General features: G+C 65.2%; 14 protein-coding genes. 2 read left to right on the forward strand and 12 right to left on the reverse strand.

Going from position 1 to position 13799, the window contains the following annotated elements; genetic code table 11:
* Positions 1–101: 101 nt before the first annotated feature.
* Complete coding sequence (gene mdlC, locus DFR50_RS08995) at positions 102–1706, reverse strand: benzoylformate decarboxylase (RefSeq protein ID WP_113888863.1); 1605 nt, start codon at positions 1704–1706, stop codon at positions 102–104.
* Positions 1707–2431: 725 nt separating this feature from the next.
* On the opposite strand from mdlC, the gene DFR50_RS09005 reads away from it, so the two are divergent.
* Positions 2432–2845: a response regulator gene (locus DFR50_RS09005; RefSeq protein WP_170153119.1), complete on the forward strand. Its 414-nt coding sequence runs from the start codon at positions 2432–2434 to the stop codon at positions 2843–2845.
* A 100-nt stretch (positions 2846–2945) separates the two neighbouring features.
* Here the strand turns inward: DFR50_RS09005 and DFR50_RS09010 are convergent, their stop codons facing one another.
* From DFR50_RS09010 to DFR50_RS09030, 5 genes are all read right to left on the reverse strand, one after another.
* Positions 2946–3812, reverse strand: coding sequence for a D-psicose 3-epimerase (locus DFR50_RS09010; protein ID WP_113888866.1), 867 nt, complete (start codon positions 3810–3812; stop codon positions 2946–2948).
* A gap of 29 nt (positions 3813–3841) precedes the next feature.
* Positions 3842–4591 (reverse strand): ATP-binding cassette domain-containing protein, encoded by a 750-nt coding sequence (locus tag DFR50_RS09015; RefSeq protein ID WP_113888867.1) that lies wholly within the window; start codon positions 4589–4591, stop codon positions 3842–3844.
* Complete coding sequence (locus tag DFR50_RS09020; RefSeq protein ID WP_113888868.1) at positions 4588–5571, reverse strand: ABC transporter permease; 984 nt, start codon at positions 5569–5571, stop codon at positions 4588–4590. Before DFR50_RS09020 ends, DFR50_RS09015 begins: the two co-directional genes overlap by 4 nt.
* A gap of 91 nt (positions 5572–5662) precedes the next feature.
* A complete protein-coding gene (locus DFR50_RS09025; protein ID WP_113888869.1) occupies positions 5663–6640 on the reverse strand; it encodes a sugar ABC transporter substrate-binding protein in 978 nt (325 codons plus the stop codon).
* 25 nt (positions 6641–6665) lie between these two features.
* Positions 6666–7709 (reverse strand): LacI family DNA-binding transcriptional regulator, encoded by a 1044-nt coding sequence (locus tag DFR50_RS09030; protein ID WP_210208839.1) that lies wholly within the window; start codon positions 7707–7709, stop codon positions 6666–6668.
* Between the two features lie 299 nt (positions 7710–8008).
* Between DFR50_RS09030 and DFR50_RS31315 the strand changes: the two genes are divergently transcribed.
* A complete protein-coding gene (locus DFR50_RS31315; RefSeq protein ID WP_147262705.1) occupies positions 8009–8212 on the forward strand; it encodes a hypothetical protein in 204 nt (67 codons plus the stop codon).
* 660 nt (positions 8213–8872) lie between these two features.
* Here DFR50_RS31315 and DFR50_RS09040 read toward each other — a convergent pair.
* From DFR50_RS09040 to DFR50_RS09065, 6 genes are all read right to left on the reverse strand, one after another.
* Positions 8873–9385, reverse strand: a complete 513-nt coding sequence (locus tag DFR50_RS09040; RefSeq protein ID WP_170153120.1) for an HPP family protein — start codon at positions 9383–9385, stop codon at positions 8873–8875.
* A gap of 56 nt (positions 9386–9441) precedes the next feature.
* Complete coding sequence (locus tag DFR50_RS09045) at positions 9442–10710, reverse strand: MFS transporter (protein ID WP_245427502.1); 1269 nt, start codon at positions 10708–10710, stop codon at positions 9442–9444.
* 64 nt (positions 10711–10774) lie between these two features.
* Positions 10775–11518 (reverse strand): 2-keto-4-pentenoate hydratase, encoded by a 744-nt coding sequence (locus DFR50_RS09050; protein ID WP_113888874.1) that lies wholly within the window; start codon positions 11516–11518, stop codon positions 10775–10777.
* Positions 11519–11585: 67 nt separating this feature from the next.
* Complete coding sequence (locus DFR50_RS09055; RefSeq protein WP_245427504.1) at positions 11586–12485, reverse strand: alpha/beta fold hydrolase; 900 nt, start codon at positions 12483–12485, stop codon at positions 11586–11588.
* Between the two features lie 61 nt (positions 12486–12546).
* Entirely contained in the window at positions 12547–13329 is a 783-nt protein-coding gene (locus DFR50_RS09060) for a glucose 1-dehydrogenase (RefSeq protein ID WP_113888875.1), read from the reverse strand.
* A 76-nt stretch (positions 13330–13405) separates the two neighbouring features.
* Complete coding sequence (locus tag DFR50_RS09065) at positions 13406–13732, reverse strand: DUF1330 domain-containing protein (RefSeq protein WP_170153121.1); 327 nt, start codon at positions 13730–13732, stop codon at positions 13406–13408.
* Between the last annotated feature and the right edge of the window lie 67 nt (positions 13733–13799).

The following is a 13799-nucleotide window of genomic DNA, read 5'->3' on the forward strand; positions in this document are numbered from 1 at the left end:
CCGCTCGCTGGTTTTGGCTCCTGAACCGGTTCGACGCCGTTGAGCGCGCCCCTCTCCAGCCCGGCTGGAGAGAAGGGGGCGCGCCCGCGATCCCGCCCGCGCTACCCGATCAGCGGCTTCAGCTTGCGGGTGATCGGGACCACCAGCACCGTGACGCCCTCGAAGGCGAGGGCGGCTGAATAGGCGGAGGCGAGCTCGTCGAGCGTCTCCACGCGCGCGCTTTCCGCGCCGTAGCCGCGGCCGAGCGCGACGATGTCGATCCCGGGAAGGTCGAGCCCGGGCACGTTCGGCGTCTTCTCGAGCTCGGCGAACTCCTTCAAAATCCCGTACTCCTGGTTGTCGAGCACGACCACCACCAGCCGGGCCTTGCGCCGCACGGCGGTGTACAGGGCCTGGAGCGAATACTGGAACGAGCCGTCGCCCATCAGCGCGACGACCGGCCGGTTGCGCTCGGACCGGATCTCGCCGAGCGCCAGCCCGACCGCGGCGGGCAGATTCCAGCCGAGCCCGCCCGAGGCGAAGGTGTAGAAGCAGTCCTCATGGTCGATGCGGAACACGTCCTGCATGTCGGGGACCACCGAAGGGGCTTCCTCCGTGAGGACGAAGTCGTCCGGCGTGCACGCGCGAAGGACCTCGAGCACCGCGTGCGGCAGCATCGGCCTCGCCGTCCGGTCGGCCTCGGCCGGCTGTGCGCGCTGGGGCGCGGAGCGCGTCGCAGTCCGTTCGCCGACGCGCAGGTTCAGCTCCTCGAGCGCCAGCCCGGCATCGCTGATCAGGCTGTCTCCGACCGCGGCTTTGGCCGCCGCCGACGGGTCGTCGGTGATCTGCAGCAGCGCGGCGCCCTCCGGAAGGTAGGCGCCCGGCACGAACGGGTAGTAACGGAACACCTGCGCGCCGACGACCAGCACGAGGTCGTGCCCGGCGAGCTGTCGCGACAGAGGCCCGATCGCCGGCGCCAGCGCGCCCTTGAACAACGGATGAGTCTCCGGGAACGGCGTGCGCTCGGCGAAGGGCGCGGTCCAGACCGGGGCGTCGAGCTTTTCGGCGAGCGCGATGCCGGCGTTCCAGGCCTGGCTGCGCGCGATGTCGGATCCGTACACCAGAACCGGGTTCTCGCTGCTGTTGATGCGCGCCGCGAAGTCGCGGATGCGGCTCGGGTCCGGCCCCTGGCGCACCGCGACGGTGCGGAAGACGTCGACCTCCGGAATCCGCTTCTCCCAGTCGTCCATGGGAAGCGACAGAAACACCGGCCCGGCCGGCTGCTGCATCGCCGTCGCGTAGGCGCGCATGAAGGCGGCCGGCACGTCTTCGGGACGCGGCGGCTCGTAGCTCCATTTCACCCACGGACGGGCGAGCACGGTCGGATCGATGTTGGTGAGGAGCGGCTCGATCAGCAGCATCTGCCGCGTCTGCTGCCCTGCGGTGATGATCAGCGGCGTCTTGTTGAGACTGGCGCTGACGATCGCGCCCATGGCGTTGCCGGTTCCCGCCCCGGTGTGGAGGTTGACCAGAACGGGCTTGCGCAGGCTCTGCGACAGCCCGTCGGCGACGGCCACCGCGCTCGTCTCCTGCAGCGCCAGCACGTAGTCGAAATCGGAGGGAAAATCGGCGAGGAACGGCTCCTCCGTCGAGCCGGGATTGCCGACGATGGTGGTCAGCTCCAGTTTCCGCAAAAGGTCGAAAGTGATCTCGCGAACGGTGCGCATGGGTTCCCCTGCTACAGATGTCGTGGCGGCCGGACACGCCGGCGGTTCAGGTCCTGAGCGACTGTGTTCCCCGAAGGCCGATGGGATGGATCGGCTGGAGGCCGAGGCGTGAATGGCAGAAGCGCCTGACGGCCCCATGACCGCGAGCGCTCGCCCTCACGGGATCATGGCGGAAGGCTCGCTTCCGTTCCCGGCCGCTTCTGTTGCAATGCCGCGAACGCGCCGCGTGCGCGCAACCCGCCGCTCGCCGAATCGACAGCCGCGCGCCAGTCGTCGCGACCGGGCGCGAAAACGTCGCCCCGTCGCCGCGCTCCCGTCCCTCGCCTCGAATGGCGGGTCGGAATAGGCCGACTGCACGATCAGGGCGCCGGGATGCGCCGTGCGAAGCATGAACCGCCCTTTCGACTGACGCGTTTCCCTCCGGCGCGCCCGGGCGCTCTGGAAAGACGACTTTGCCGGGTCGCGGTCGACTTTTACGGGGCGCTCGCGGCCGTGTCCAGCGTTCGCCGGTTGGAACCGCGCCGACCAGGACGTGACGCTGCGGAGAAGGTCGTGTCTTTCGGGGTGATCCGGCTCTTCGCCTATGGGACGATCATAGTGCCGCTTCCGCCGATGAGGGACGGTCGTCGCGAGAACCGGTCCGCGGTTAAACAATAGCTTGGTTTTCAAGACGGGAACATTCGTCGCGCCGTTGCGTTGTGGCTTGGATGCGCGAGGGGGATCCGGTGCCGGACAGCGATTCTGAAATTCACGCTCCTCCACAGACGATCCTCTTTGTGGAGGATGAACCGCTGGTCCGGATGGACATGGCCGAGTTCCTGCGGGAGTGCGGGTATCGCGTCCACGAGGCGGCCAATGCGGACGAGGCGCGGGAAGCGCTGCAAGCGAAATTCGCAGTCGATCTGGTGTTCACGGACATCAATCTGCCGGGCGAGATGAATGGCCTCGAGCTGGCGGAATGGATCTCGAACCATCGCCCCGGGGTGAAGACGGTGACAACGACGGGCGGTCCGGTCGGGAGGGATGGTCCGCCAGGGGGACGGGCTTTTCTCGCCAAACCGTATACCGGGCGGGCTCTGCTCGATTGCGTGAAAGAGGCGCTGAAGTCTGCTGACGACAAGCCGGACCGAGGCGGTTGACGCTTTCCCGCAGCCCGCGACGGTCGACGACGGGGTCCGGCGCTCCGGGGGAGCGAACGGCCGCCAGTCGGCTCGCCGGGTTCGGGTTCGGCTTGCGCCGTCAGCCCAGCACGTAGCGCGAGAACGCCACGGCCTGCCGCGCGGCTTCGTCCATCTGCGCTTCGTTCGCGTCGTCGCTGAGATCGCGCCAGACCTTGATGTCGCTGCCGACGCCGCCGCCCATCTTGACGAAGGGCTCCATCACGACTGCGCCGCCGTAGCCGATCTCGCGCAGCGCCGAGCCGATCTCGTGCCAAGGCAGCCGGCCCTTGCCGGGAACGCGGCGATTGTTCTCGCCGGTGTGGAAATGGCCGAGCAGCGGGCCAGCCGTCCGGATCGCCTCGGAGAAGCCGTTTTCCTCGATGTTCATATGGAATGTATCGAGCATCACCTTGACGTTGGGCTTGCCGATTTCGCGAACGAAGGCGACACCCTCCTCGGCGGTGTTGAGGACATGGTTCTCGAACCGGTTCAGCACTTCGATGCACAGGTTCACGCCGAGGCCGGCGGCGAAGTCGGCGAGGCTGGAGATGCCTTCGAGGCCGCGCGCCCGGTCGCCCGCCTTGTCGACGGGCTTCGAATAGTCGATCGGCCAGTAGGAATGCAGGGCGCCGCCGATTATGTGAATATCGAGTTTCGCCAGGTTCCCGAGCGTCTCCTCGAAGAAGGCGCGGCCCGCCTTGCGGATCGCCGGGTCGGGCGACGACAGGTTCTTCTGCGGGGACGGGCCGAGCCCGGCGGTGAGCGTGATCCCGTTGCCCCTGGCGGCGCGGCCGATCTCGGCGATATGAGCGGGCGCATAGCCGTTGAGGTGATGGGCGGCGATCTCGAGCACGTCGAAGCCGAGTCTCGCGACCTTCTCCACGTACTTCAGGCAGTCGGCGCTCCATTCGCGCTCCCAGTACGAGTAGTAGATGCCGAATTTCATTCCTGTCTCCATCGTGATCGGGAACGCGGTCAATGCGCCGCGGCGTCCGTCGCGCCGACGATGTGGGCGACGACGGCGTTCATGCTGGTGTCGCGGGTCGCATCGTCCGCGATCACCGTCCCCTGGCGCAGGACGACGATCCGGTCCGAGACCGAGAACACGTCGGTCAGGCGATGGCTGATCAGGATGACCGCGATGCCGTGACTTTTCAGCGTGCGGATCAGGTCGAGCACGTGCTCGACCTCGCGCACCGCGAGCGCGGCGGTCGGCTCGTCCATGATCACCAGCTTCGGGTTGAAGGTGAGCGCGCGAGCGATCGCGACCGACTGCTGCTGGCCGCCGGACAGCTGCCCCGTGACCTGCGCGACCGACGGGATGCGCGCGCCGAGTCGGGCGATCATCGCCTCGGCCTCGGCGCGCATCCGCTTGGTGTCGATCAGCGGCAGGCCGAGAACCGAGCGCGTCAGCTCGCGCCCGAGGAAGATGTTGGCGGCGACGTCGCGCATGCGCGCGAGCGCCAGGTCCTGGTAGATCATTTCGATCCCGGCCCGGCGGATCGCGCCCGGGTCCCGGCCGATCAGCGAGGCGCCGTCGAAGCGGATGTCGCCGCCGTCGATGGCGTAGACGCCGGTGATCGTCTTCATCAGCGTCGACTTGCCGGCGCCGTTGTCGCCGACCAGCCCGACCACCGACCCCGCCTCGACCGAGAAGCTCACGCCGCGCAGGGCGTCGATGGCGCCGAAGCTCTTGCGGACCCCGCGAAGGTCGAGAAGGCTCATCGCCGCCAGCCCTCGCGGCTGTTGATGCGGTCGAGCCAGACCGCGAGGATCAGCACGGCGCCGATGGCGATCTGCTGGTAGAACGGCCGCACCGCGAGCAGGTTCAGGCCGTTCTGCAACACCCCCATGATCAGCGCGCCGATCAGCGTGCCGGCGACGCTGCCGCGCCCGCCGAACAGGTTCGTGCCGCCGAGGATGGTGGCGGTGATGGCGGTGAGCTCGTAGCTGAGGCCCGCCGTCGGCTCGCCCGAATTGATCCGCGCCGCGAAAAGGAGGCCCGCCAGCCCCGAGAGCAGGCCCGAGAGGGTGTAGAGCAGCACCTTCATCCGCTCGACGCGGACGCCCATGGCGCGCGCCGCCCCCTCGTTGTCGCCGATCACCTGCGCATAGATTCCGAAGCGGGTGTGCGCGAGGACGACATGGGCGACGAGCGCGGTGAGCAGCAGGACGATCACCGGCACGGGCACGCCGAACGGTCGTCCCTGTCCGAGCCAGGTGATCTCGGGCGGGAGCCCGTAGATCGAGACGCCGTCGCTGAGCACGAGCGCGAACCCGCGCGCAACCCCGAGCATGCCGAGCGTGACGATGAACGGCGGGATCGCGCCCCGGGTGACCAGGAAGCCGTTGACGGCGCCGGTGAAGGCGCCAGCGGCGAGACAGCCGAGAATGCCGACCCACCAGGGCCAGTCGAGAGTCGAGGTCAGGATCGCCCCGACGACGCCCGACAGCGCCAGGATCGAGCCGACCGACAGATCGATGCCGGCCGACGAGATCACGAAGGTCATGCCGATCGCCAGCACCCCGAACACCGACGTCGACAACACGATGTTGAGGATGTTGGAGACCGAGAGGAAGACGTTCGACAGCGCCGCCATGATCCCGGAAAGGACGATCAGGACGACGATCGATTCCAGCCGCAGCGCCGCGCCGCCGGCGAACCGGGCGCGCCAGGATGCCGCGGGGCTTGCAGTCGAGGCCATGGGGGAAGGGTCTCCGGGTCCGGTTCATGGGGAGGCCGCCCGTCTCGGGCGCCCGGGGCGGCGAGACGCCGCCCCTCCCAATCGCCGCCGCCTACTTCACGTACTGCATCAACGGGTCCTTGTTCTCCTCGATCGCCTGCTTGGTCAGCACCAGCGTCGGCACGTAGGTCATCTCCGGAACCTTGTCGCCGGCCAGCACCTTCTTGACGCCCTGGACCGCCTGCATGCCGACCAGGAAGGGCAACTGCGCCACCGAAGCGTCGAGCCGTCCGGCCTTGATCGACTTGACCGCGTTCGAGTTGCCGTCGACGCCGATCACGATCACCTTGTCCTTGCCGGCCGCGCGCGCGGCCTCGAGCGCGCCGAGCGCCATGTCGTCGTTGGCGGCGAAGATCGCGACGAGGTCGGGACTGCGCTGCAGCGTGTCGTTGGTGATGTTGGCCGCCTTCAGGCTGTCCCAGTCGCCCGGCAGCGACGCCACGATTTCCAGTCCGGGCGCCTGCTTCTTGAGTTCGGTGGCGAAGCCGACCGCGCGCTTCTTGCCGGTGATGTTGCCCGACAGCCCCTCGATCACCAGCACCGGACCCTTGGCGTTTTTGCCGAGCTGGCTCGCGAGCCAGTCCGCGCCCTTGGCGCCCGCCGCCTCGTTGTCCGAACCGATGTGGAAGGCGACGTCGACGCCGGCCTTGGCGGTGATGGCCGGGTCGAGATTGTTGTCGAGGTCGACCACCGGGATCTTCATTTCGTTCGCCTGCTTGAGGCACGGCAGCAGGATCGTCGAGTTGATCGCGGCGGTGATCATCGCGGCCGGCTTCTTCTGCAGCATGGTGTTGCAGGCGTTGAGCTGCGGCTCGGCCGCCTGGTCGGATTCGACCGCCTGAAGATAGATGTCGACGCCCTCGGCCTTTCCGGCCGCGTCGACGCCCTTCTCCATCGCGCCCCAGAAGGGGTTCGACAGCGTCTTCATCAGGACTCCATAGGTGGGCTTGTCGTCGGCGAACGCCGCGACAGCCGTCAGCGCCAACGCCAGCGCGGCGGTCGAGGCCGCCGCAAGACCCTGTTTCCGCATGCTTACCTCCCAGTTCTCGACGGTATCAATGAGCCTTCGCCGCGGCCTTGAGCTTCGCGCGGACCGGCCCGGTGGATTCCCGAACCTTGAGGGCGCAGGCGAGCAGAACGCGTTCCGGCGGGGTTGCCGCGTCGCCGCCCATGCGCCGCGTCAGCAGCGTCCAGGCCGAGGCCGCGAAGCCGTCGACCGGCTGGGCGACCGTGGTGAGATAGGGGCGCAGCGCCAGCATCCAGTCGAAATCGTCGAAACCGACGATCGACACGTCGTCAGGGATTTCGAGCCCCAGATCGCGCGCGGCCTTCAGCGCCGCGAGGGCGCAGACGTTGGTCAGCGCGAAGATCGCGGTCGGGGGGGCGGGGCGGCTGAGCTCCGTCTCGATTGCGCTCCTCAGGTTTTCCAGATCGTGGCCGCCGAACACGAGCCGTTCGCGTCCGTCGAGTCCGGCTTCGGCGAGCGCCCGGCGGCAACCGGCGATGCGCTCGGCGAGGTTGCGCAGGTGCTGCGAGTGGGTGAGCACGGCGATGTCGCGATGGCCGAGGCCGATGAGATGGCGCACGGCTTCGTAGCCGCCGGTCTCGCAATCGGCGCGGACGGTGTCGAACTCCGGCGAGTCGGCGCCGCGGTCGAGCAGGACGGTCGGCGGCAGACGCAATCCGTGCGCGCCGAGGGCGGCCATCGAGACGTCGCTCGCGGGCACGGCGATCAGGCCGTCGAGGCGCCGGCCGATCAGCGCGTCGATCCGCCGCTTCTCGATCGCGGCGTCCTCGCTGGTCGAGGCGAGCAGGAGATCGTAGCCGTCGCGCTCGGCCAGGGCCTCGACGGCCTGCACGAGGCTGGCGAAGAAGACGTTGGTGACGTCGGGAACGACCATGCCGACGAGGCGGGTCGAGGCGCCCCGCAGCGCGCTCGCGGCGCGGTCGACCCGGTAGCCGAGGTCGGCGACGGCTTCGAGAACGCGGCGGCGGCTTTCCTCGCCCACGGGACGATTGCCGTTGACGACGTTCGAGGCGGTCGCGACCGACACCCCGGCGCGCGCGGCGACATCGCGGATGGTGGGCGGCTTCCCCACAGGCGTCTCTCCCATGCGACCGGCTGCCCCGATCTGTTGGTCTGTCGTCATCTATAACGTTCTATATCTTGGCCGGAGCTGCCGTCCTTGTCAAGCCGCTCAGACTTTCGGCGCATGCGCCATTCGTGGAATTCTTGCGGTGGATCAATGCGCCCGGCCAGCCGCCATGCAAATAGCCGGGCTGGAGAGCGTTCTCCGGGGGCGGAAACGGCGCAAGGGCCGGAAAAGGCCGACAGCAGCCGAGACAATGAAGCGGCCGGGGGCGCCGGTCGCATCGACCATCCGGGAGGAATGAAAACATGTCAGATTGGAAAGTCGTTTACCGGGACCACCTCGACTGCGACAGGACGAGCCGCAGCGTCCCGAGCAAGGAAGCCGCCCTCAATCAGGCGAAATGCCTGTATCTTCAAAAGCGCGCCGAGATCTACAAGATCGAGGGGCCCGATGGCGCCTTCCTGCCGAGGGAGGAAGTGATGCGCTGGCTGTCCGTGAACAGGCGGTAGCGGAACTCGCCGGGCCGGCCGATCGAGGCTTCGGTCGCCCGACGCGCCCGGCGCTCCGGCAGGCGTTCGAAGAGCGCGCGGCCGGCGCGGCGACAGACCCCCAGAGCCTCCGCCCCGCGCCCCTCGCGCTCGAGGGCTTCGACCAGATAGCCGAGCGCGTCCTCGTCGGCCGGCTGGTTTCGACGGCGCGGCGCAGGCTCGCGGCGGCCTCGCCGCATTCGCAACAAAGCTAGGTGACGCCGAGGTCGCGGTGCGTCCGTGCGTTCAGCGGGTCGGGCCGGATGATCTTGGCGATCCGGCTCAAGCTCCTCAAGCCCGCCGGCGTCGTCCGCATCAGCGCGCGCGGCATCAAGTTCGCGCTCGCCTCCGCGTGCCCTTGCGCCGACGAATGGCGCCTCGCCGCCGCCCCTCTCAACCCACCCGCCTGAGGCGCCGCCGCGACGCCAAAAATACCGCGGCCCCACGGCCCACCGGAGACCTCGAACACCCTCGCCATCCCGCGCGGACGGCGCATCGGCAGCGCGCGCTCATGACCCTGGCAAACCGGAGCCACCGTCACCACAACCAAACAGCTGCAGCACTATGAGAAATGCGAGCCAGCCCGCTCGGTCGCCTCCACAGCTCCCGCGCGGGCGATCTTAGCCAAAGCCGAAAGCGACCTTACAGCCAGCTATCCGGATACTTTTGCTTCAGCCATAGTCTTTGGTAAGAAATCTTCCCCACAAGAAGGGTCACCACGCCGATCGCCACGGGATCCACCATGAAGGACCATGACGCATGCGTCGAAATAGCAATGAGTGGCGTAGCGCCAGCGGGCGAGTGCACTGTCTTCGTGATAATCATCAAACAAAGGACAGTCGCAACCGCAGTGGACATGACCGCGATGCTGTCGCCTAGAAGGTGGAAAAAGATCAGACCGGTCGCTGCGCCGACAAAATGTCCGCCAATCAAGCTGCGCGGCTGAGCCATCGGACTGTCCGACGCGCCAAAAAGAATAACGCATGAACCGCCCAGGGAGAATAAAATGAATGGACGATCCGCCAAGTGCAGCATGCTTGCAATTCCCAAGATTAACGCCGTGGTGACCCATGCGCCGAGCACATCTGGACGTTGTGGCTCAAGACCCTTCATCTTGTATTGGTGATCGCGATCTGGTTTCTTGAGGGCTTTCACAATCGTCTCGTGCACAGCGCGAAACCCATACAACAGCCACACATCTCGCGCAGTCATCACCTAAGCGTCCGGCGTGTCGTTCGGTCCCACGCGGCGCCGTCGCCGCTTTGTCGCCGCTCCGCCAGCAACCAGATGAGACCGGCGACCGGCAATGCGACGCCGAGCGACGACACGCTTTGCCAGCCGCCTGTCGCGTACGCCCATCCACCCAGCGCGGAGCCGGCCGCGCCAGCAAGGAAAAAGAACGCCATGTAAAGCCCGTTGAGTCGGCTTCGGTACTCGGGTTCGGTCACGAAGATCGACCTTTGACCAACGATGAAGTTCACCGTCATCCCACTGTCGAGCACGATGGCGGACACGACCAGGAGGCAGAAGGCGAGACGGGAGTTTTCGACATGAACCAGCGTCAGCAGGAACCCCGCCGCAACGGCCATCATGGCGCCGCCGGTCGCCAGGCGGGTCCATCCTCTGTCGGCGAGTCGACCCGCGATCGGGGCCGCCAGCGTCCCGCCGCAACCGCCCAGAATCGCAAACAGCGCGACCCCGCTCTGGGAAAAATGAAGGCCGGGTCCAGTGAGCCGCATCGGAATCGTTGTCCAGAACAGGCTGAAAGCTCCATATAGAAAACACTGATAAATCGCCCGCTGACGCAGGGTCTGCGACTTCAACGCCAGTCGGCTCATCGACGCCAGCAACGCAACGTAGGTCAATTTCGACTCGGGCATCCGCTTTGGCAACCGTAATGCAAGCCAAACCGTCAAGGCGAGCATGAGGGCTGAGGCTAAAAGAAAGACGCATCGCCAATTTGAAACAGACGCAATCCAGCTCGAAACGGGACGCGAAAGCATGACCCCCGCCATGAGTCCGGTGGTGACATTGCCGACCATCGTTCCTCGAGTCTCAGGAGAGGCCATGTGAGAAGCATAGGGAATTAAGATTTGTACGCCAACCGAACCAAGCCCGATCAGTAAGACAGCAGGCAGGAACGACGCCGCGTCCGGGGACCAAGCCGCCGCCGCCAGCGCGAGGGAAGTTATCCCGACCATGCTCGTGACGAGGATGCGGTTTTCGATCAGGTCGCCAAGAGGAACGATCAAGAATAGACCGGCGCCATAGCCAACTTGCGTCAAGGTGACCACGAGCCCGCTCGCCTCGGGCGGCAGACCGATCGCTCGCCCGATCAATCCAGCGAGCGGCTGCGCATAGTACACGTTCGCCGCGATCAGCCCGCAGGCTGCCGCCAGGAGCCACGTCAGGGACCGCGAGGCGGCGAGTTTTGCCACGTCGTCGGGCTTGAGGGTTAAGATGTCGCCCGCCCGTTCCAAAGAAGAGCCTCCCGCTATCGCGTTGATCCGCTGCCGCCGCCAGGCGACGGTGAGACGGGGCTCCTCAAACGACGTCACAGTGGACGCGCAGGCTGCCGCCACGGACCTCGACATGGTCGCCCGGACCGACAGGATGGATTCCGAGCGGCGTTCCGGTCAGGATGAGATGTCCCGGCAACAGTGCGCCCCCGTAGCGCTTCAGGTTAGCCTCGAGCCATTGCAGGGACGCGGCCGCGCCTCCGGTCAAACTCCAGAGCGGCCCCTGATCGATCGGTTTGCCGTTGACCAGAACGCTCAGGCTCGGCATTGCCCCCTGTCCGAGCGCGTCGACCCCCGCCGTCTCGTCCGGCAGCACGACGCCGGCGTTCAAGCCATTGTTCACAATGAGCTCCGACAAAGTCTTCGGCTCACTACGAAAGACAAGATTGTGAAGCTCAATGACAGGAAAGACAGCTGCGATCCTCCCGTCTGCGCCTATTCGCGCCGCCATCTCTCCTTCGATTGCGAGGTTGGCGAACGACGAAGCGTCGAGCGCTGCACCGGAACGGCGGAGCTCACTCTCGAACAAGACCGCGTGAATTGGACCGCGGAGGCCGAACTGCCGCTCGATCTCCGCGCTCGTACACCCGACCTTAAAGCCAGCAATCTTATCCCCGTCCTGGACCCTCAGGCGAGTGACCTCCGTTTGAACGCGGTACGCTTCGTCGAGGCTGAGCGAGCCGTGTCGTTCCCCGAAGTACGTGCCCGGCGACTGACGGCGATAGTCTGCAATCTGGCGCGCTGCGAGGTCCTCGATGGCTATATCCATGTGTTCCTCGGCAGTTTCGTCAGCATTCGCTGGGAGGTCGACGACTTGGCTTGTCTCGAATCTAGCGCTACGTGGGGTTAGGCTCGGCCAGGAATTCGAGGATGATCTTGTTGAACTCAGCAGGTCGTTCGTCCGGAACCCAATGCCCACAATGTTCAATCACCTCGCCACGAACGTTCGAGGCCAGTCCGGCCATGCCCTGGCGCACGATGTCGCCGAGGAAACCGTCTCCCCCGATCGCGAGCACCGGCATGGTCAACGGGGTTTTCGAAGTTTCCTTGTTGTGCTCGGCGTCAATGAAGTGCGTCCGATAGTAGTTGAGCGCTCGCAACCCTCCGGGGGCGGAGTAGCAGCGAACATATTCATCCAGGTCTTCCTCGGGAATGGCGCCCGGAACATAGGCGAAGTTGTTGTGGAACCAGCGGAGATACATGCGCTCGCGGCCCTCGATCAGCGCTTCGGGGATGTCTTCCGCGTCATGGAATGCAAGGTGCCAGACCTTGCGTCCCAAGCCGTCGGTGGCGAAAGGATGCTGCATGCATGCCTCGTATCCGAAGCCCGGCATGATCATTTCCACGATGGCGAGTTTGGAGACGAAGGCGGGATGAGCGGCGGCCAAGGCGTAAGCGACCGCGCCACCGAAGTCATGACCGATGACGACCGCCCGTTTCAACCCGAGGTGCTGGAGGAGCTGCCAGATATCCTCGGCCATCGTGCGCTTCTCGTACCCGCTCAACGGGCGTTCAGAGTCGCCCACGCCCCTCATATCGGGCGCGATCACCAAGTATTTTTCCGCCAGCGCAGGAATGACGCTCCGCTTCCACTCGTACCAGGTCTGGGCGAAACCATGCAGCAGCACGATGGGCTCGCCTTGCCCCGCGGTCACGTAGTGCAGGAGAACTCCGTTCGCCCTGTGCATCCGATGGTTCATGATTGTTGTGGTTGCCGTCGGCGTAAGCGCATTCATTGTGTTCCTCCTCGTCATCTGTTTGTTTATCATGCTCAGAGAGTTCTGTCGGAGCATTCGATTACTGTAGTATCATCCCACCATCCACTTGAATGGATTGCCCAGTCATGTAATCGGAGTCGTGAGACGCCAGGAAAGCGGCGATTCCTGCGCAATCTTCCGGCACGGACACACGTCCAAGCAGGATGCCCTTGCTGAACTCCTCCATGCCCTGCCCGACGCGCTCAGTGCGGCCAAACTCGATCATGTCGCTATCGAGTTTGCGCCAGAGTTCGGTGGCAACGATCCCTGGACATATGCCATTGACGGTAATTCCGTATGTCGAGAACTCACGCGCCCCTGCCTGGGTCAGGGCGACGACGGCGAACTTGCTCGCGCTGTAATGCGAAACGAGCGCGAAGCCCTGCTTGCCAGCGACCGAGGCCGTATTGATGATCTTGCCCGGCGTCTTCTGGGCGATCATTTGCTTGGCGGCTTCCTGCATGCCCACCAATACGCCAAGGCCGTTGACCCGCATGACCAGCTCCCAGTCCTCCTCTGTGACGTCGAGGAAAGGCTTGGCCTTGGCGACGCCCGCATTGTTGAACATGACGTCGAGCTTCCCGAAGCGAGCGACCGTTGTTTGGATGGCGTTCTGAACGGCGTCGCGCTTGGTCACGTCGCAGTGAGCGGCAAAAGCGGCGCCCCCGGCATCGACAATCTCCCGGACAGTCAACTCAGCGACCTCGAGATTGATGTCTGCAATGCAGACCGAGGCGCCTTCCGCCGCCAGGCGAACCGCCATCGCCTTTCCGATACCCATTGCGCCCCCGGTGACGACGCAGCTTGTGTCTTTTAGTCTCATCTAAGGTCTCCCACCAGAGCCAAACCAATCTGACAGCCAATCGTTGGGATCGGCTGTCAGTATGTCTCAGTTTTCTCTAGCTGACTTTTAGGATATCGGCCCCTTCATAAAGGGCCCAGACATAGTTTTTGGTGCCATCTTCCCTGAGATGCTTATTGTCATAATTCTTGGGATGATTCCAAAACCTACGTACGTCTTCTTCTGTCTTGTAAGTTGCGATAATACACCAACGCTGTCCGCCGCCGATCGTCGTGCCAGGAAAATGCACCGGCACCTCCGGGGTTCGACGCCCCATCACCACGAGGTCGCCACCGAGCTCCTGCACAATTGGACCCGCAGTTGTGAGGTACTTGCGATAGACATCCTCGTCTTTCAGGTCGAATAGATTCAATGCATAGAACATTTTTTCTCTCCTCTCCTTGTACTCCATACATTGATATGGAGTTGCTCCATCGCAGCCGCGATGGAAA

This window comes from Roseiarcus fermentans (genome assembly GCF_003315135.1).
In the GTDB taxonomy this organism is placed as follows: Bacteria; Pseudomonadota; Alphaproteobacteria; order Rhizobiales; family Beijerinckiaceae; genus Roseiarcus; species Roseiarcus fermentans.